The 19,417-nt window shown below is 62.3% G+C and carries 15 protein-coding genes; 6 read left to right on the top strand and 9 right to left on the bottom strand.

What is annotated here, in order from left to right; genetic code table 11:
- From ACN0RV_RS14020 to lptD, 8 genes are all read right to left on the bottom strand, one after another.
- A protein-coding gene (locus ACN0RV_RS14020) for an IS3 family transposase (protein WP_417348446.1) occupies positions 1-1,156 on the bottom strand; the annotation gives its coding sequence in 2 pieces (ribosomal slippage) (positions 1-796 and positions 796-1,156; 1,157 coding nt annotated over the 2 pieces). This gene is flagged as partial in the annotation.
- A 98-nt stretch (positions 1,157-1,254) separates the two neighbouring features.
- The gene (locus ACN0RV_RS14015) at positions 1,255-3,279 is read right to left on the bottom strand and encodes a methyl-accepting chemotaxis protein (protein WP_417348444.1); all 2,025 of its coding nucleotides are present in this window, start codon (positions 3,277-3,279) and stop codon (positions 1,255-1,257) included.
- Positions 3,280-3,399: 120 nt separating this feature from the next.
- Positions 3,400-4,218, bottom strand: coding sequence for a symmetrical bis(5'-nucleosyl)-tetraphosphatase (locus ACN0RV_RS14010; protein WP_417348442.1), 819 nt, complete (start codon positions 4,216-4,218; stop codon positions 3,400-3,402).
- A 2-nt stretch (positions 4,219-4,220) separates the two neighbouring features.
- Positions 4,221-4,595, bottom strand: a complete 375-nt coding sequence (gene apaG / locus ACN0RV_RS14005) for a Co2+/Mg2+ efflux protein ApaG (protein WP_417348440.1) — start codon at positions 4,593-4,595, stop codon at positions 4,221-4,223.
- 7 nt (positions 4,596-4,602) lie between these two features.
- Positions 4,603-5,403 carry a 16S rRNA (adenine(1518)-N(6)/adenine(1519)-N(6))-dimethyltransferase RsmA gene (gene rsmA, locus ACN0RV_RS14000; RefSeq protein ID WP_286341275.1) on the bottom strand — a complete coding sequence of 267 codons (801 nt, stop codon included), beginning with the start codon at positions 5,401-5,403 and terminating at the stop codon, positions 4,603-4,605.
- Complete coding sequence (pdxA, locus tag ACN0RV_RS13995; RefSeq protein ID WP_417348438.1) at positions 5,400-6,386, bottom strand: 4-hydroxythreonine-4-phosphate dehydrogenase PdxA; 987 nt, start codon at positions 6,384-6,386, stop codon at positions 5,400-5,402. The genes rsmA and pdxA overlap by 4 nt, the downstream gene beginning before the upstream one ends.
- Positions 6,383-7,672 carry a peptidylprolyl isomerase SurA gene (gene surA, locus ACN0RV_RS13990; protein WP_417348436.1) on the bottom strand — a complete coding sequence of 430 codons (1,290 nt, stop codon included), beginning with the start codon at positions 7,670-7,672 and terminating at the stop codon, positions 6,383-6,385. Before surA ends, pdxA begins: the two co-directional genes overlap by 4 nt.
- 83 nt (positions 7,673-7,755) lie before the next feature.
- Positions 7,756-10,077 carry an LPS assembly protein LptD gene (gene lptD, locus ACN0RV_RS13985; RefSeq protein WP_417348434.1) on the bottom strand — a complete coding sequence of 774 codons (2,322 nt, stop codon included), beginning with the start codon at positions 10,075-10,077 and terminating at the stop codon, positions 7,756-7,758.
- 278 nt (positions 10,078-10,355) lie between these two features.
- Between lptD and ACN0RV_RS13980 the strand changes: the two genes are divergently transcribed.
- From ACN0RV_RS13980 to ACN0RV_RS13955, 6 genes are all read left to right on the top strand, one after another.
- On the top strand, positions 10,356-11,351 hold the full coding sequence (locus tag ACN0RV_RS13980; protein WP_417348432.1) for an aminoglycoside phosphotransferase family protein: 996 nt from the start codon (positions 10,356-10,358) through the stop codon (positions 11,349-11,351).
- On the top strand, positions 11,348-12,019 hold the full coding sequence (gene murU, locus ACN0RV_RS13975) for an N-acetylmuramate alpha-1-phosphate uridylyltransferase MurU (RefSeq protein ID WP_417348430.1): 672 nt from the start codon (positions 11,348-11,350) through the stop codon (positions 12,017-12,019). Before ACN0RV_RS13980 ends, murU begins: the two co-directional genes overlap by 4 nt.
- On the top strand, positions 12,003-12,764 hold the full coding sequence (gene djlA, locus ACN0RV_RS13970) for a co-chaperone DjlA (RefSeq protein WP_417348428.1): 762 nt from the start codon (positions 12,003-12,005) through the stop codon (positions 12,762-12,764). The genes murU and djlA overlap by 17 nt, the downstream gene beginning before the upstream one ends.
- 4 nt (positions 12,765-12,768) lie before the next feature.
- Positions 12,769-13,803 (top strand): hypothetical protein, encoded by a 1,035-nt coding sequence (locus tag ACN0RV_RS13965; RefSeq protein WP_417348426.1) that lies wholly within the window; start codon positions 12,769-12,771, stop codon positions 13,801-13,803.
- A gap of 211 nt (positions 13,804-14,014) precedes the next feature.
- Positions 14,015-14,968 (top strand): D-2-hydroxyacid dehydrogenase, encoded by a 954-nt coding sequence (locus ACN0RV_RS13960; RefSeq protein WP_417348424.1) that lies wholly within the window; start codon positions 14,015-14,017, stop codon positions 14,966-14,968.
- A gap of 113 nt (positions 14,969-15,081) precedes the next feature.
- A complete protein-coding gene (locus tag ACN0RV_RS13955; RefSeq protein ID WP_417348423.1) occupies positions 15,082-17,022 on the top strand; it encodes an exoribonuclease II in 1,941 nt (646 codons plus the stop codon).
- A gap of 48 nt (positions 17,023-17,070) precedes the next feature.
- Here ACN0RV_RS13955 and ACN0RV_RS13950 read toward each other — a convergent pair whose 3' ends face one another.
- On the bottom strand, positions 17,071-19,404 hold the full coding sequence (locus ACN0RV_RS13950; RefSeq protein ID WP_417348421.1) for a zinc-dependent metalloprotease: 2,334 nt from the start codon (positions 19,402-19,404) through the stop codon (positions 17,071-17,073).
- Between the last annotated feature and the right edge of the window lie 13 nt (positions 19,405-19,417).

Here is a 19,417-nt window from a genome sequence, read left to right as displayed (position 1 = left end):
TGCGGCCTTCGATGATTGTAGGTCCAGATGGACTCTTCTATCACTCTCTCAAGCTCATTGAAGGTCTTGCACCGAGTAATCAGGAACTCCTGTTTTAAGATGCCGTTGACCCGCTCAGCCAGTGCGTTCTGATAACAGTCATAGCCATCGGTCATCGATGGCGTGATGTTCGATTTGGCCAACGCCTGTTGGTATATCGCCGAGCAGTACTGACTGCCGCGGTCCGAGTGATGAACCAGGGGCTTCTGAGTGACTCGATTTCCCACCGCTCGCTTCAGCGCTTTCACTGTATCGCAGGCTTTCATCTCTCGACTGAGCTCATGGCCCATTATCTTTCGGGAGCTCGCATCAGTAACCAATGACAGGTAATGGATGCCTTCGTTACTCTCGACGTAGGTAATGTCACTGACGAAGGCCTGCTCTGGCCTGGTTACCACCATGTCGGAGAACAGGTTCGGATGCTTCTTCATCCAGTGTTTACTCCAGGTGGTCTTGATGTAGCTGCGTTTGGGCTTCACCAACAACTGATGATGGCGCAGATAGTGGAACAAGCCATCACGGCCAAGCTTGATGCCGCTCTCTTTCAACTTGGGCTTGAGCAGGAAGTAGAGTTTTCTGGTGCCCAAGCGGGGCATGTATCGCCTGAGCTCCATCACCATAGACAGCAGTGGCTTCAGACTCTGCTGCCTGGTCTTGTAGCGCTTCTCTCGCTGATAGAGTGCTTGCCGAGTTACCCCTTCAAGTCGACACAGCCGGCTCAGCGCGGCTTTTTGCTTGGCTTGAAGTGTTCTGGCCACTCGGCTAAAAGCTTTTTTCGCAGCTGAGTGCCGTAGTGGGCATCAATATCATCGACCATCATGTTGAGGTACAGCGTTCTCAGACGCTCATCCTCAAGTTCTCTTTCCAGGCGTTTGATGGTTTGGGCAGGGGTTTCCTTGGCAATGGGCATGGCAGGCATCCTTGTATGTGACCAGTCCTTTTGGCCGTGCTTTCTTAGCCAGACAAGCACGGTGGTCGTTCCTTGTATACCGTAGCGCTTTTGTGCCTGGATGTATGTCATTTCCCCTTTTTCTACCTGCTCGACTACGGACAGTTTAAAGGACAGTGGGTAATCACGTTGAGTGCGCTTACGCCTTGCTATTGTTGGTTTGCCCATAATAGGTCTCCAATGTGTAAACCTATTTCAGGACGGGACACGACTCAAAAAAAAAGGCGACCCTGGGGTCGCCTTTTTTGTTGTCCGAATTTCGAGGTTTAGACCACCTTGAAGCGGCGCACCTGCTGTTGCAGCTCTTCGGCCAGCTGGGCCACCTGCTGACTGGAGGAGGCGGTCTGGATGGCACCGGAGGAGGTCTGCTCGGAGATGGTGGCGATCTGCTCCAGCTTCTCGGAGATGGTCTGGGAGACGGTGTTCTGCTCCGCCGCCGCCTGGGAGATCTGGTTGCCGGCGCTGACCACTCCGGCCACGGAGCGGGTAATCGCTTCCAGGGCGGTGTTGGCTTCCTCTGTGGTGGTTACACTGCGACGGGCCTGCTCCTGGCTCTTCTGCATCACCTCTTCCGCTTCCTGAGCACCGGCCTGGACCACTTCGATCATCTGCTGAATCTCTGTGGTGGACTCCTGGGTGCGGGAGGCGAGAGAGCGGACCTCATCCGCTACCACGGCAAAGCCGCGGCCCTGCTCTCCGGCCCGGGCTGCCTCGATGGCGGCGTTCAGGGCCAACAGGTTGGTCTGCTCGGCGATGCCGCGAATCACATCCAGGATGCTGCCGATGGCGGCGGTGTCGCTGTTGAGCTTGTTGATCACCTGGGCGGTGCGCTCCACTTCGTCCGCCAGGTTCTGGATGATGACGCCGTTGTTCTCCGACAGGCTGCGGGCCTGGCGGGTCTCATCGTCTGCCTGCTGGGTTTCACCCAGGGCATCATTGGCGTTGGTGGCCACCTGGTTGGCGGAGCTGGAGAGCTGGTTGGTGGCACTGGCCACCTGCTCAATCTGGCTGGTCTGTTCCTGGATGCCTGAAGTGGTCTGGGCGGTCACCGCAGAGGTCTCTTCGGCGGCGGCGGCCAGCTGGTCGGCGCGCTCGGTAATGGAGCGGATCAGCTCCCTCAGCGCGTCGGAGAGGGCGTTGATGTTGCCCGCCAGTTTGCCGAATTCGTCGTGGGCAGGCAGATCCAGTCGCTTGGTCAGGTCACCGCTGGCCAGTACCGCCAGTACCTCGTTGACGTGATCCAGCGGCTTGGTGATCGACTTGCGGGTGCGCAGGCTGATCAGGGTGGCCACCAGGATGGAGCCCAGCATCACCGCCATGGTGAGGCTGCGGGTGGACTCCAGCGATTCCATGGCCAGGTTGCCGGTATCGTCGCTGATGGCAGCCAGTTGCTGCTGCAGAGTCTGGGTCAGGGCGATCAGGGCATCGTACTGGCTGCGGGCCTCACCCAGCTTGATGTCCACCAGCTGAGCCTGACGCAGGTTGTTGCCCTGCAGGTCGATGAGGTTGTTGTCGCCGCGCAGGAAGCCGGTGAGGACGTCCAGGTTGTCGGTCAGCTCCTGCACCAGATCCTGCTGGCCGGTGGCCTCACCGTCGGCGACCATCGCCTCCATGCGGTAATCCAGGCTGCGCAGCAGAAACTCGGTTTCCCCTCTCAGAGTCTCCAGATCCGCCAGGGTACCGATCTTGTTCAGCTCCAGGCCGATGGCCACCATGCTGGCCACGGCGCTGTCCATGTTGTTGGCTTCACCCGCCATCTGGCGCTCGGTGGCGTTGTCGGAGGCTTCAAGATCCATCAGATCCAGCAAGATGGAGCTGGCATCGTCACCGGCCATCTCCATGGTGTCGATCTGCTCGGTCAGGCTTGCCTGCCCCTGGCTCAGTGCTCGCTTGGCCTGCAGAATTTCGCTCCAGGCCTGCTCAAAGGCGTTGTTGAAGCTGCTGGCATTGCCGGCGTTCAATCCAAAATCGGGGCGGGTCTGCAGCAGGGTGTCCAGGGCGGAGATCTGGCTGTTGAGTTGGTTTTGCTGCTCCTGGAGCTGCTGCTGCAGGGGCGCAAGGGCGTCGGTCTGATCCGCGTCGTGGGCGGATTGAATGGTGATGAACTGCTGATTGAGTTTCAGGCTGACTTCGTTGACCTTGTCCTTGGCCGGTACCGCGAACTTCTTATAGGTATTGGTGTGCTCTTCCACCGTGTTGATACTGGACAGGGACAGGCCGCCCAGAATCAGCAGCAGCAGGGTGACGAAGGTGAACCCTCCGATGATGCGAAGTGAGACGGTGAGTTTCATTATTAGTATGGTCCTTGGTGTGTGATCCCCCAACGCACACCATGTTATCAAGCTGGCAACCAGTTTGCAGCAGCCATCATGCCGATTTATCCAACAATAAAGGGGCGAAAAGCGCCTCTTCTAACCCCAGACTTTGTCTGCGTGCTGAGTAAATCTCAGACCCGTTTCCAATTGCCAGAACGTCAGCCAGTGACCCCAGCAGGCGCCGGTGTCCAGACTGATGGCATTTCTTGTTCGGGATTGGCCCATGAGTGCGGCCCAGTGACCAAACACCAGACGGTACTCCTGAAGCAGGGGGTGGGGCAGGCGGAACCAGGGAACCAGGGTTCCCTCGCCGACGGGATCGCCCTTGGCGTAGAAATCCAGACGACCATCCGGGTAGAGCAGGCGCATCCGGGTCAGGCAATTGATGGTGTAGGTCTGGCGTTGGTAGGCGCTGGCGTCCGGGTCGTCCAGATCCGGCTTGTCGCCGTACATCTGGGCAACGAAGTCCAGGTAGTGATCCGATTGCAGGGTGTCGCTGACCTCATCGCCACGATGGATCACGTCGTTGACGCCCCAGTGTGGCGGGACACCGGCATGGGTCAGGATCACCTTGTGTTCAGGCAAATGACGGTACAGGGGCTGGCGTCTGAGCCACTGGATCAGCTCATCGCTGTCCGGGGCGTCGAGGAACGCCTGCAGCCTGTCCTTGGGTTTGGCCTTCTTCAGCCGGGCATGAACCGCCAGCAGGTGGAGATCGTGGTTGCCCAGGACGGTGCGGCCGGCATCACCCAGATCGCGGAACAGCCTCAGTACCTCCAGGGAGCCCGGACCCCGGGCCACCAGATCACCGGTGCACCAAAGTACGTCCTCGGCGGGATCGAAGCCCACCTGGTCCATCAGTTTCCGCAGCTCGTCGTAGCATCCCTGAATATCGCCGACAAAGTAGTTGGCCATGCCTAGTGGAGGCTCCTGGGATTTTTCAGAGGGAAGCGGTCGATGGGGCTCTGCAGAACCTGGCCATCTTCGCTGAGTAGGGTGTAGAAGCCCGCCATGCTGCCCACCGGGGTGGCCAGGGTAACGGCGCTGGAGTAGCTGAATCGTTCGCCGGGTGCCAGGGTGGGGGTCTGGCCCACCACCCCTTCACCACTCACCTCATTGAGGCTGCCGTTGCCGTCGGTGATCTTCCAGTGCCTGTGAGTCAGGGTCAGGGTCCTATCGTGCCGGTTTTCCATGGTCACCGTGTATTGAAACAGGAACTGCTGTTTCTCCGGCTGGGACTGCTCGGCGACGTACTGACTTTCAACCTGAATCTGCAGGGGCGGAAGACGCATGCTGGCCTCAGTGACGGCAGAGGTAGTTGGCGATGGCGATAAAGTCGGACACCGGCAGCTGTTCGGGGCGCAGGCCGGGGTCGATGCCAAGCTCCTCGAAGGCGGCCGCATCCAGCTTGCCCTTGAAGCTGTTTCTCAGGGTCTTACGACGCATGTTGAAGGCGGTCAGGCACACCTGGCTCAGCACTTCGACGTCATCCACCGGGTAGGGCTTCTCCTTGTGGGGCACCAGACGTACCACGGCGGAGTCTACCTTGGGAGGCGGGGTGAAGGCTCCGGGACCCACTTCCAGCACCGGCAGTGCCTTGCAGTAGTACTGGGCCATCACCGTCAGGCGACCGTAGTTCTTGTGGCCCGGTCCGGCACACAGACGCTCTACCACCTCTTTCTGCAGCATGAAGTGCATGTTCTCCACCTTGTCGGCGTACTCGAACAGGTGGAACATCAGCGGTGTGGAGATGTTGTAGGGCAGGTTGCCGAAGATCTTCATCTTCTTGCCCTCTTCCATCAGGGAGGTGAAGTCGAACTTCAGCGCGTCCCCCTGGTGGATTTTCAGTTTGTTGCCCCAGCCGGGTTGCTGGGTCAGGCGTTCGGCCAGATCACGGTCCAGCTCCACCACGTTCAGACACTCTACCTGCTCGGCCACCGGCTGAGTCAGGGCGCCCAGACCCGGGCCAATCTCCACCAGGGTGTGGTCGTCGGTGGGGTGGATGGCGGCAACGATACGATCGATCACCGTCATGTCGTGGAGGAAGTTTTGGCCGAAGCGCTTACGGGCGCGGTGGCCCATATGAACATTGTTGCTCATCTATTCTGTTTACTTGTCAGTTCAATAGCTTTGTTTAGGGCGACCAGGAAGCTGCCGGGATCCGCCTGGCCGGAGCCAGCCAGGTCCAGGGCAGTGCCATGGTCCACTGAAGTGCGGATGAAGGGCAGTCCCAGAGTAATGTTGAGGGACTTGCCGAACCCCTTGTATTTTAGCACCGGCAGCCCCTGATCGTGGTACATCGCCAGCACCACATCACAGTTGTCCAGATACTTGGGCTGGAACAGGGTGTCCGCCGGCAGAGGGCCGGTGAGGTCCATCCCTTCGGCGCGCAGGTGGCTCAGGGTGGGCTCGATCACCTCGATCTCCTCCTTGCCCAGGTGGCCACCTTCGCCGGCGTGGGGGTTGAGGCCACACACCAGGATACGTGGCTTCTCCAGGCCGAACTTGTCCTGCAGGTCCCGGTTGAGGATGCGGATGATCTGTTCCAGTCGCTGCGGGGTGATCGCCTTGGAGACATAGGCCAGGGGGATATGGGTGGTCACCAGGGCCACCTGAAGGCCTTCGGTGGCCAGCACCATCACCACATCCTGGCAGCCGGCCTGCTGAGCAAAGTACTCGGTGTGGCCGGAGAAGGGGATCCCCGCCTGGTTGATGATCCCCTTGTGCACGGGACCGGTCACCACGGCGGCGAAATCGCCGCTGATGTTCTTCTCGCTGGAGAACTTGAGGGTCTCCACCACGTAGGCGCTGTTGGCGTCATTGAGTTCGCCGCACACCACCGGGGCGTCCAGAGAGAAGGGCGCGATGGTCAGGGTGCCCGCTTCCTGAGGCTGTGGCTCCTTGCCGGGCTGATAGGGTTGCAGTTTGATGGGCAACCCCAGCATCTTGGCGCGGTCGGTGATCAGCTGAGGATCGGCGCAGACCACCAGCTCAACAGGCCAGCCCTGCTGGGCCAGCATCACCACCAGATCGGGGCCGACGCCAGCCGGCTCTCCTGGTGTTACCGCGATACGGACCGTCATTTGGCTTCCACCATCTCGATGTAGGCCTTGGCGCGCATCTCCTGAGACCAAGCCGCCGCCTGCTCATTGAACTTACGGCGGAACAGCAGCTGGTAGGCGCGGTCGGTGTTCATCTTATCCGTGGTGTCTGTGGTGCGGCGGTCGGTCAACTGCACCACGTGCCAGCCGTGGGTGGAGCGGAACGGTTTGCTGTATTCGCCCTTGCTCAGCTTGGCCAGGGCGTTCTTGAATGCCGGCACATAGATCTCCGGATCGGACCAGCCCAGGTCACCACCCTTCAGGGCGCTGCCGGGATCCTCGGAGTGCTCCTTGGCCAGGTCGGCGAAGTCAGCTTCACCCTTCTCCACCTCAACCAAGAAGTTGTCCAGCATCTGCTTGGCCATATCTTCGCTGAGGATGGGAGAGGGCCTCAGCAGGATGTGGCGGGCACGAACCTCTTCCACTTCCTGCAGCTGCTGACCGCGGGTCTCCTGGATCTTAACGATGTGGAAACCGGCGCCACTCTTTACCGGACCGATGATGTCACCGGGCTTGGCGCCCTTGACCAGTTCGGCAAACAGGGTAGGCATCTCGTTGATGTTCATCCAGCCCCAGTCACCCCCTTCCAGGGCCTTGGGACCGGCAGAGGCGGCGATGGCGGTCTTGGCGAAGTTTGCGCCATCGTTCAGCAGCCCCATCACCTTTTCGGCGCGGCCACGGGCCTCTTCCACCGTCTTGGTGTCGTTGTCGCGCACCTCGATCAGGATGTGGCCAACGTGGAACTCGGCGTCCTGCAGACCCTGCTCCTCAATCATCTTCACCAGGGTGTCGATCTCCTGGGGGGAGATCTGGACCCGGCGCTGAACCTGGAAGCGCTGAACCTGACCCAGGGTGATCTCGCGGCGAACCTGCTCACGGTACTGGGCGTAGTTGTCGCCGGAGGCTTCCACGTCGCTCTTCAGCTGCTCCAGGGTCTGGCCCTGTTCCTGGGCCATGTTCTCCAGGGTCTGGTCCAGCTGGATGTCGCTGATCACCAGGCCCATACGTTCGGCCATCTGCAGCTGCAGGCTTTCGTTAATCAGACGGTCAACCACCTGGGTGCGCAGGGCGGCATCCGACGGCAGAGACTGTCCGGAGCGCAGGGCGCCACGTTTGATGTTGGCGATGCGGTCATCGATCTCGCTCTGCAAGATGATGCCGTTGTTTACCAGCACCGCTACCCGGTCGAGGGTCTGAGGCTGTGCCATCAGGGAGCCGGCCATGGCCAGGGAAGCCACAGCGCCAAAAAGAATATTGCGAACCTTCATCCTCTAATCCATTTCTATGGTGCAGTTATCGCTTAGAGCGTCAGGCTCGGCGACGGTTCCTGCACTGTAACACATTTGTTTCCTCAGTTTCTGAGGTAGTAGGGGCGGCGGTAGTTGAACAAGCCCTCATCCAGCATGTCGCTGACCCCCAGCGGGCCTGAGGATCCCAGACCCTTCAGCTCGAAGGTCAGGGACCAGCTGGTGTCGAAGTCGTTACGCTGGCTGATGTTGGTAAAGCCGCTGTCGGTGTAGTTGGTGTTCAGGTGGCGATCGTAGCTGAGGCGAATGGCCCAGCAGCAGGATTCCCACTGGATGCCGGCAAAGGTCTCCACCGAACGGTTGAGGTTGGCATCGTAGTAGTAGTTCCCCACCAGGTAGGTGTTGTCGGCGATGGGCCAGGTGGCCCGCATGCCGAACTGGTTGATGTCCACCGACTCGCCGGTGTCGGCGTCGATGGCCAGTTCCGGCACGTAACGGTGGGACAGCTGCAGCAGCTTGTCCCGCCCCGGACGGTAATCCAGGGTCAGTTCCGACTTGTTGGTGGTATTTGAGTTGGTGTCCAGCTGCAGGGAGCCGGCCAGGAACCAGTTCTTGGCGGCCTGCATATCCAGCTCCATCGCCAGGGCCGAGCTGGACTGCTGAATCTGGTTGGACTGGTCCGGCAGGCTCACATCACTGTCGGACAGATAGAAGATCTGGCCCAGGGCGAAACGCAGCTTCTCGTTGTTGCTGTCGTCGTATACCCGGGTGGCCACACCCAGGGTCAGCTGGTTGGCGTCGGCGATGCGATCCAGGCCGGAGAAGCGGCGATCGCGGAACAGGCCTGAGTAGTCATCCTGCAGCAGGGCGGTGTCGTAGACGCCGATGTCACTCTGATCCTCATGGGGGATATAGAGGTACTGAGCCTGGGGCTCCAGGGTCTGACGGAACGGCTGGCCCTGGAAGCTCAACTGCCGCTCCAGGTTGATCTGGCCATGCAGGCGCAGCTGGGGCAGGGTTCGGCTGACGAAGTCATCCAGGTTCTGCTCCAGGGGGTCCGTGGTGCCTGTGGGCACATCCTGCTGATAGAAGGTCTGCATCAGTTTGACCTCACCCAGCAGGCTGGCCGCAGGTGTCTGATAGGGCAGACTCAGGGTCGGTTCCATATGCCAGCGAATCGCTTCCAGCTGGTTGCTGCCCTGACTGGCGAAGTGGGTCAACTCGGTATCGAAGGCGAAATCCAGGCCGCTGGAGACTTCGGGTCTGTGGTACTGGAAGCTCAACTGAGGCAGCACCTGGAAGGGGGCGTCCTCTTCACCCAGTACTTTGATGTCCTGAACCTTGACGGCAAAGTTCCAGTCACGTTGGAAATAGGCCGCTTCGCCCACCCGGCTCAGCTGGTTGTCGGTGCTGGTGCTGATGGCGGAGTCGAAATCATTGAAGTAGTTGTCATCGCTGATGTCGGCGATGTCGGCGTGCAGACGCCAGCCGTTGTCCAGGCGGGCGGAGTGTTCCCAGGAGTAGGCCCAGCGGCTGGGGCTGCCCTTGAGGCTGTCCAGACGATCGTTGCCGATGTACTCCAGATTGACCAGGCCGTAGTTGTTCTCATGCAGGTAGCGCCCCTCGGTCCCCAGCCACAGTCCCCTTGAGCTCATAAACTGCGGGGTCAGGGTCAGGTCGTAGTTGGGGGCGATGTTCCAGTAGAAGGGGGTGGTGATATCCACGCCGTTCTTGGTGCTGGTGCTGATGGCCGGGAACAGGAAACCGGTCTTGCGCTTGTCTGAGACCGGGACCGTCATATAGGGCACATAGAACACCGGGGTGTCGAACAGGCGTACCTGGGCACTGTAGATGTGGCCCCACTCCTCGCTGGTGTCGATGACGATCTTCTCCGCCTTCAACTCCCAGTCCGGCACCTCGGCGGGACAGGTGGTGAAGCTGCCGCCCCGGAGGACCAGATCGTTCTCATTGGTGATCTCCAGCTGGCCGGCATCGCCATGCACCTGCTGGCCATGCAGCCAGTATTGCGCCTGATTGAGGGTGGCACTGTACTGGGTCATGTCCGCGTCGAGGTCGTCGGCGGTGATGGTGATGGTGGGATCCTGATAGACCAGATTGCCCTTGGCCAGTACCTTCTGCTCCTGCTGGCGCACCTCGGCACTGTCGGCGGTGATGGCACGGTTGCCCTGCACCAGCTTGACGTCACCCTGGAAGCGGGCTGCCTCGCCGGCGATCGCTTCGCTGCGGTCTGCCCGCACGGTCACAGGGTCCTTGGAGGCGTCTTTCGACAGGGGCGCATTGGGATCCACCATCAGAGGCACAGGAAGCTTGATGGTACACTGGTTGTCCGGCACCACCACCTGTCCCTCCTGGCTCCAGGCGGCAAAAGGCAGGCAGCAGCACGCTAAGGCGAGTTGAAAACGCATTATTATCCTTTTGGATTGTTCACGGTCGCCGGGCGGATGATTGCCGCCGCGACCGCTGCCGTCACCGTTCCCCAATGAGTGGTGCCTGCGCCGGTTATGGTCCGGCTTGTGGCGTGTCCGTTGACCCCATCATCGGTGGTGTGACCCCTGGTGAACAGAGACGGACTCGATTCGGTCTGAGAGCCTAATTTTCAACGCGCCGAACAAAACCATTTTTCGCTGGCGCAAAAGACGTATGATAAAGCAATTTTTCCGTTTGGGCTATGCGGAGGAGAGAGATGAGCGACAGCCGTCAGGCAGCGCTGCAGCAATGGTTAAACCGGGAGTTTACCTCCCCTGTCGAGGGGCTGGTGCTGATCTTCGGCGACGCCAGTCACAGGCGCTATTTCCGCTTCTTCCATGAGGGAAGCAGCTACATCGCCGTGGACGCACCGCCGGAGCTGGAGGACAGCGCCCCTTTCCTGGCGATGACCCGGGCCTATCAGCAGGTGGGTTTGCCGGTCCCCAGGGTGATTCACGCCAGCCTGGAGCTGGGGTTCATGTGCCAGAGTGATCTGGGCGACAGTCACCTTCAGGGCCACCTGACTCCTGGGCAGTTGCCCCTGTGGTATGGCCGCGCCCTGGCCCTGCTACCAGCCATCGCGTCGGTGACCGAGCGAGGCGGCCAGCCTCTGCCTGCCTATGATGCCGCCTTCCTAAGTCAGGAGCTGGCGCTGCTGCCACAGTGGTTCATCCAGGTGCACCTGGGCAGAGATCCTCAGCAGATGACCCCTTGGTGGGCGCCCCTGTGTGAGCTTCTGGTGGCCAATGCCCTTGAGCAGCCCCAGGTGGGGGTGCACCGGGATTTCCACTGTCGCAACCTGATGGTGACCGGCGACGCTCTGGCACTCATCGATTATCAGGGGGCCCTGCTGGGGCCGGTGACCTATGACCCGGTGTCCCTGCTGAAGGATTGCTACGTCAAGTGGCCCTGGACACAGCTGGAGCCTCTGCTGCGCAGTCATTTCCAAACCCTTAAGCAACAGGGCATCATCCCGGACAACACCGCCTGGGACCGCTTCCTGCGCTGGTATCACCTCACCGGCCTGCAGCGTCACCTCAAGGTGCTGGGGATTTTCGCCCGGCTCAGCCACAGGGACGGTAAGCACCACTACCTGGAAGATCTGCCCAGGGTCCTGGAGTACGTCATCGAGGCGGCCGAGCTCTATCCGGAGACCGGCGAGCTGGCCAGGGCGGCCCTTGACTGGCGTCAGCAACTGGAGGCGGGGCGATGAAGGCGATGATTCTGGCTGCCGGCCGCGGCGAGCGGATGCGACCATTGACCGACACCACCCCCAAGCCGCTGCTGCCCCTGCAGGGGCGACCGATGATCGAACATCATCTGGAGCGCCTGGTCCAGGCGGGTTTTCGTGAGGTGCTGATCAACACCGCCTGGCTTGGGGAGCAGTTTCCCGAAACTCTGGGGGATGGCCGCCGCTTTGGCCTCGCCATCCACTACCAGCATGAAACCCAGGCCCTGGAGACCGGGGGCGGCATCCAGCGGGCCCTCTCCTGGCTGGGACCCGATCCTTTCCTGGTGGTCAATGGGGATGTCTACTGTGAGCTGCCCTTCGGTTCGCTGCCTCAGCTGGGACAACAGGACCTGGCTCACCTGTGGCTGGTGGCCAATCCTGCTCACAATCCCCAGGGGGATTTCGCCCTGAGTGGTGGACGGGTGCAGGCACAGGGGGAGCAGAAACTCACCTTCAGCGGCATCGGCCTCTACCGTCCTGAGCTGTTCGCCCGCTGCACGCCGGGACGCTTTCCCCTGGCGCCTCTGCTCAGAGAGGCGATGGCGCAAGGCAGGGTGGGGGGCTCCGCCCTGGAGGGGCACTGGTGCGATGTGGGCACAGAGCAAAGATTAATCGAACTGGAGCAAAGACTTAATGCAAATATGGGGTAAGGTGTTCGGCGCACTCCTGGGCTTTTTCTTCGGCCGCTTCGCGGGGATGATCCTCGGGGCCTGGCTGGGCCACATCCTGGTGGACAAGCGTCGCACCCCGAAAGCCGGTCCCCGGCAGAACCTGTTCTTCCACACCACCTTCGCGGTGATGGGCCACGTGGCCAAGGCCTCGGGCCAGGTGACTTCGGCGGACATCGCCCTGGCCTCGGCGGTGATGGATCAGCTGCGTCTGTCCGGTGAGGCCCGCCGGGCCGCCCAGGAGGCGTTCCGTGAAGGAAAGTCCTCCGACTATCCTCTGCGCGAGCGCTTGAAACAGCTGAAGCTGGTGATGGCGTTTCGTCGCGACCTGGCGCGGATGTTCCTGGAGATCCAGATTCAGATCGCCCTCTCCGATGGCAGCATCGACGATCGCGAGCAGGCGATTCTGGCGGAGATAGCCAACCAGTTGGGCTTCAGCCAGGAGGAGCTGGCGCAGATCATCTCCATGATCAAGGGGGGCCGCCACTACCACAGCAGTGGGGCCCAGGGGCCCAGTCTGGAGGATGCCTACAAGGTGCTTGGGGTGAAGGCCTCGGACGATGAGCGCACCATCAAGCGGGCCTATCGCAAGCTGATGGCGCAACACCATCCGGACAAGCTGGCCAGTCAGGGTCTGCCCGATGAGATGATGGCCCTCGCCAGGCAGAAGAGCCAGGATATTCAGGCGGCCTGGGAGCGGGTCCGCCAGGAACGACAGATGAGGTGATCCCATGTGGAGTCGCAAGGAAGCCGAAGCCATACGCCGGGCGCTGCAGGGCTGGCAGCAGCAGGGAGAGTTGACCCCTGAGCAGGTGCAGCGCCTGGCGCAGGGACTGGAGGAGCGCCGCTTTGACTGGCTGAAGCTGGCCAGGTACAGCTTCTATGTGGCGGTGGCCTCGCTGGTGCTGGCGGTGGCCAGCGTGCTGGTGGACCAGAGGGTGATTGACTGGATCGCCGCCATGTTCAATGCCCCGGTGCTGGCCAGGGCTCTGGCCCTGACCCTGCTGGGGATCGGCCTGCTGGCGGTGGGGCTGTGGCGCCGGGGGGACGGAGCCAGGCCCTACCAGGTGGAGGCTCTGTTTCTGGGGTCGGTGTTGGCCTTCTCCGGTGCCCTGGCCTACCTGGGTGACTATCTGCAGCCGGACAACGACAGCTGGCGCTGGTACCTGCTGGCTGCCACCGGGCTTTACCTGTTGATGGGGTTGCTGCTGCGCTCCCTGCTGATCTGGGGCATCGCCCTGCTCAGCCTGATGCTGTGGCTCTGTGTGCACAGTGCCGAGGTGGCCGGTTGGGAGGGGCTGTGGTTTGGGATGAACCTGCCACTGCGCCTGGCCCTGCTCGGTGGGCTGATTGCCCTGGCGGGGCAGGGGATGGCGAAGCGGCTGCCTCAGCTGGCGCCGCTGACCCGACACTTTGGCTGGCTCAGCGGCCTGGGGTTCCTGTGGCTGGTCTCCATCTTCGGCAATCACGGCAACTGGGATCATTGGGCCGAGGTGCCCCAGTGGCAGCTCTGGCCCTGGGCCCTGGGGGCCATGCTGGTCTGCCTGGCCGCCATCTGGGCCGGCATCCGCTGGTCGCTACCGCCCCTGCGTCTATACGGCTTGTTGTTCCTGATTCTCCACCTCTACAGTCGCTACTTCGAACAGCTGTGGGACAGCCTGCATAAAGGGGTGCTGTTTGCCATCGCCGGACTGGGCTTCTGGTTGCTGGGCACCCAGGCAGAGCGGATCTGGTCCAGACAGCGGGACAATAACGGAAAATTGTAAATGCGAATTATTTGCATTATCTCAAATTTGGTGTAGAGTAGGTTGTGGGTCAGCCGAAAGCGACCCTCTCTCATCATCTCCTGCACGATCTCTCCTTCGGGAGACCCCATGCCCTCCGCGCACCATCGGAGGGCATTTGCGTATTTAGGGCCTTCCCGTGTCTAATGACTCTGTAGTGGCAACACGCCCTGGTGACAAGCGGAGAGCAGCGATGAAACAACTGGTGGTCCTGGACGGTTATACCCTCAACCCTGGCGATATCGATTGGCAGCCCATGGAGTGTCTGGCCCAGTGCCGGGTGTATGACAGAACCGACGACGCCGACATCCTGACGCGTGCCGCCGGCGTGCCCCTGCTGTTGACCAACAAGACCCCCCTGACCGGCGAAACCCTGGCCAGACTGCCGGATCTTAAGTACATCGGCGTGCTGGCCACCGGTGTCAATGTGGTGGATCTGGACGCCGCCCGCAGCCTGGGGATCACCGTCACCAATGTGCCCGCCTATGGACCCGGTTCCGTGGCTCAGATGGCCATGGCCCACATACTCCATCATGCCAGCCGGGTGGCGCACCACCACCAGCAGGTGGCGCAGGGGCGCTGGAGTGACAGTGCCGACTTCTGCTTCTATGACGGGCCGCTGATCGCCCTCGAGGGGAAGACCCTGGGGCTGGTGGGCTATGGAGAGATCGCCCGGCGTCTGGCGGCCATGGGCGAAGGGTTCGGCATGAAGGTGGTGGTCACCAGTGCCACACAAAAACACGATCTGCCCGAGGGGCGACGCTGGCTGCCTCTGGAGCAGTTGCTGCAGGAGGCGGATGTGGTCAGCCTTCATTGCCCCCTGACCGCCGACAACCAGAGGATGATCAACGACCGTACTCTGGCATTGATGAAGCCGGGCGCTCTGTTGGTTAACACCGCCCGTGGCCCCCTGGTGGATGAGGATGCCCTGGCCCAGGCCCTGGTTCGGGGCCACCTGGGGGGCGCCGGCCTGGATGTGCTCTCCAGTGAACCGCCACAGGCGGATAATCCCCTGCTCACCGCTCCCAATTGCAGCATCACCCCCCACAACGCCTGGGCCACCCGCGAGGCCAGGATGCGGCTGATGCAGATCGCCGCCGACAATCTGCAGGCGTTTCTGGCGGGCAACCCGAAAAACCGGGTCTAAAGGGTGAGGAAGGACGTTCATTGGCCGTGGTGATTGACGCTGCTATCCCTTACACTTGGGCCAACTCGCTGTCCCCGGGGCAGCCACTTTTTTGATGATGATGGAATGGAGAGATGTTCCAGGACAATCCGCTGCTGCAGCAGCTTAAAGCACAGATTCGCGAAACCCTGCCCACGGTAGAGGGCCAGATCAAAGCCACCGAGCGGGGCTTTGGCTTCCTCGAGACTGATAAGGGTGGCAGCCACTTCATTCCGCCCAGCTACATGAGAAAGGTGGTCCATGGTGACCGGGTTACCGCGGTACTGCGCACCGAGAAGGAGAAGGAGGTGGCCGAGCCCGACGCCCTTGTGGAGCCTGGTCTGGGTCGCTTTATCGCCCGGGTGAAGTTCATCAAGGAGCGCCTCAACGTCATTCCGGATCACCCACTGATGAAGGAGCCGCTGCGCGCCAAGTGCAAAGGGGTCAAAGGCTCCGAGCTCAGCAATGGTGACTACGTGGTGGCCCATCTGGTGAAGCATCCCCTGCGTGAAGGGGAGCAGCACTTCCAGGTTGAGGTGACCCAACTGGTGGCGGCCAACGACGATCCTCACATCCCCTGGTGGGTGATCCTGGCCAAGCACGACCTGGCCAAGGTGGAGCCGGCGGATCCCCAGGGCTGGCAGACCCCGGCCGAGGTGGAGCGTCGCGACCTGACCCAGCTGCCCTTCGTCACCATAGACGCCGAGTCCACCAAGGACATGGATGATGCCCTCTATCTGGAGCAGACCGGCGCCGGCTGGAAACTGTGGGTGGCCATCGCCGATCCCACCGCCTACGTCAGCGCCGGAGACGAGGTGGACCAGGAGGCGCGCAAGCGGGCCTTCACCCAGTACCTGCCCGGTTTCAACGTCCCCATGCTGCCTCGCCAGCTGGCGGACGAACTCTGCTCCCTTCATGAAGGGGAGACCCGCCCGGCCCTGGTGGCCACCATCGAGGTGAAGGCGGACGGTGAGGCGGGAGAGACCGAGTTCTGCCTGGCTAACATCCGCTCCCACGCCAAGCTGGCCTATGACAAGGTATCCGACTACCTGGAGCAGCAGGGGGACTGGCGCCCTCAAGATGAGGCGATCGATGCCCAGGTCAAGGGGCTGCACCAGCTGGCCCTGGCCCGCATCGCCTGGCGTGAAAAGCACGCCCTGGTGTTCCCGGATCGCCCCGATTTCCGCTTCGAGGTGGACGATGCCGGTAATGTGCTGGCAATCCACGTGGATCACCGACGCATCGCCAACCGCATCGTCGAAGAGAGCATGATTCTGGCCAACACCTCCGCCGCCACTCTGCTGGCGGAGAAGGCGGGTCAGGGGGTATTTAACGTCCATGCCGGCCTGGACAGCGAGCGCCTGGAGGGGGCCCGCGAGATGTTGGCGGAGAACGGGGTGGAGTTTACCAGCGAACAGCTGCAGACCCTGGAGGGCTACTGCCAGCTGCGCCGCGCCCTGGACGCCCAGCCCGACGGTTACCTGGATGCCCGCCTGCGCCGGATGCAGGCGTTTTCCGAGATGGCGGCGACCCCAGGGCCTCACTTCGGCATGGGGCTGCAGGGCTACGCCACCTGGACCTCACCCATCCGCAAGTATGGCGACATGGTGAACCACCGTCTGCTGAAGGCGATCATCGCCGGCGAGCCGACTCAAGGGCCGGATGCCGAGCTGATCGAACACCTGGCGGTGAAGCGCAAACTGCACCGCCTGTGTGAACGTGATGTGGGTGACTGGCTCTATGCCCGCTACATGGCGCCCCTGGCGGACACGCCTCGGCGCTTTACCGGTGAGATCATCGACATCAACCGTGGCGGGGTGCGTCTGCGGCTGAAGGAGAACGGTGCCGTGGTGTTCATGCCGGCGCCCTTTATTACCGATGACAAGGCGCGCCTCAAGCTGAGCGCCGAGCAGGGCCGGGCCCTGTTTGATGACCAGCCGGTGTTCCACCTGGCCCAGGAGCTGGAGGTCACCGTCAACGAGGTGCGGGTGGCCAGCCGCAGCATCGTGGTGCAGCCGGTGATCAAGCTGGACTGAGTGCCGCGCTGAATGAAAAAGGTCGCCCTGGGGCGACCTTTTTTTGTGCTAGATGGGCGAGCCCGGCGGCATTGGCAGGGGCTGGTCTATCACCCGGATGCTGGGGTCGGTCAGACCCTCTTTCAGGGCCTGGGCCAGCTGCCGGTAGTGGCCGGCGGTCATGGCGTCGGAGCGGCGGGCGCGGCGCTGCAGCTTGTCCTGCAGGTCCAGCAGTTGCCGGCCCAGCAGGGCACGCAGCTCAGGATCACTGTGGTCACTGTGGACCACGGTCAGCAGGGCGTCCACCGCCACCGCGTTGACCCGCATCCTCAGGCCGGCCACCTGCTCTTCATCCAGATCTTCCAGCAGCAGCCTGTCCTGAAGCTGTTCCACCACTCCGGCCACACTGGGCAACTCATCGTTCTCCCTGTGTTGCTGCATCATGCGGTTCAGTCGCTGCGGCGTCAGCATCAGGGTCAGGGTGTGGCGGGCGGCCACTTCGGCCATTCCCAGGGGATCGGCCACCACCCCCTGACGCGAACGGAAATACTCCCGGTCGGGCTCATAACCCAGGGCGGTGGGCAGCAGCTGCTCCCCCAGGGAGGGGGGCAGGGCCAGGAACTCAGGTGTCAGGGTGGCCCACAGGGCTTCCAGCGCCTGGCGCTGCTGGTCGCCACTGACCCAGCGGCGCTCCGCAACCTCGTTGGTGGCGTAGTGGTAGTCCACCCCGCCCAGCAGGGTGGCCACCGCTTCCACCTGATAACGGTGGAGCAGATAGAGGGGCACCAGGGCTCGGGCCAGCTCGCTGTTGGGCTCCCCCTCCAGCAGCATCTGCGGGCCCAGCCCGGTCAGGGCCAGGGCGCGGATCTGCACCAGCTGATTCAGTTGGGCAGCGGGCTGCTCTCCGTTGTCCCAAAGATGGGCACCTGGGTGGGCGCTGTGTGCCCCCCTGGCATCCGGATCGCCAATGAAGTTAAGGCCCTGCTCCCTGGCCTGGGCGGCCAGTGCGCCCTGGCGCTGGGGTTCGCCATAGCCAAACAGGATGGCGTGCTTGTCCCATTCACCCAGGCCGGTGTCGTAGGCCTGGCTGATCTCTATGGTCTCCCCCTGCAACGTCAGCCTGGGGTGAGGGTAGTCCATCACCGAGCCGCCCCGGGTGGCTGAGGCGGCAAAGTTGTGGGCCAGCCCCAGGGTATGGCCCACTTCGTGAGCGGCCAGTTGCTTGAGCCGGGCCAGGGCAAACAGCCGGGACTGGGCGCCTGCCTGGGCACGGTCGCTCCAGCCCGAGGTCAGCCCGCGGGCGATCAGCAGGTCCTGACGCACCCTCAGTGAGCCCAGGGTGACGTGGCCCTTGAGAATCTCACCACTGCGGGGATCGATCACCGCATCGCCGAAGGACCAGCCTCGGGTGGCCCTGTGTACCCATTGGATCAGGTTGTAGCGGCTGTCCTGGGGATCGGCGCCCTCGGGCAGCAGTTCCACCCTGAAGGCATTCAGGTAGCCCGCTTCTTCGAAGGCCTGAGTCCACCAATTGGCGCCCTCCAGCAGAGCCGTGCGCATCGGCTCGGGCACGGCGTTGTCCAGGTAGTAGACGATGGGGGTAACCACGGCGGAGGGGGCTGGTCCCGGGGTGATCTTCTCCAGCCTGAACCTTGGCAGCCAACGCCGCACCAGCGGGCGATCCAGGGGCTGACCATAGTCGTGGAACCGATAGTCGAAGAAACCCGACTCCGGATGGTAGGCCACCGGCTCCATGGGGATCTCGGGCAGCGCCATAAAGGAGAAGCGCACCCTCAGGCTGATCCGGTAGGGATCCGCGGCCACCTGCCACAGCTGATCCCCGGGACTGTCGCCACGAAGGCTCAGCTCCATATCGACGTCGCTGTTGTTGGGGAAGCCCTTGAGGCCATGGTCCGGAATGAAGCTCAAGCCCGGCTCAACCGTGTACTGCCCCTGGCCGGTGTGTTTCAGCCGGGCGGCGATGCCATGCAGGTCGTCCCGAAGCAGAGGGGTCAGATCCGCCTTGCCATCCTTAAGGACACCACGCCACAGGATGGTACCGGCAAAGGCCTCGGCGGCGGCGCGGCCCTCCTCCGGGCTGGCAGAGATGGCCCGGTAGCCCGGATTGAGTTGACGCAGCACCAGGGCGTTGCCATGGCGCTCAAACTGAACCATGCGCCGCTGACCCAGCTGGCCCCGGTCCAGGCCGACGTCGTTGGAGCCCAGCCCTGCGGGCAGGCTGGTCAACAGCAGCATGGGGGTATCCAGGGCAGGTTCTGCCAGCAACAACCGGCCGTCACGCTCCAGAGTCAGCGGCAACAATGAGTCGGTTTCGGCGCGCAGGGGCAGGGCCAGCACCAGGGCAAAGGTCCAGAGGGCCAGGCGCAGAGAGGGTTTGAGCATGGGGCATCCTTGT

Source organism: Ferrimonas sp., from assembly GCF_048263965.1.
Classification (GTDB): Bacteria; Pseudomonadota; Gammaproteobacteria; order Enterobacterales; family Shewanellaceae; genus Ferrimonas.
Note: the sequence above shows the minus strand (reverse complement) of the source record. Positions and strands in the feature narration are given on the sequence as shown.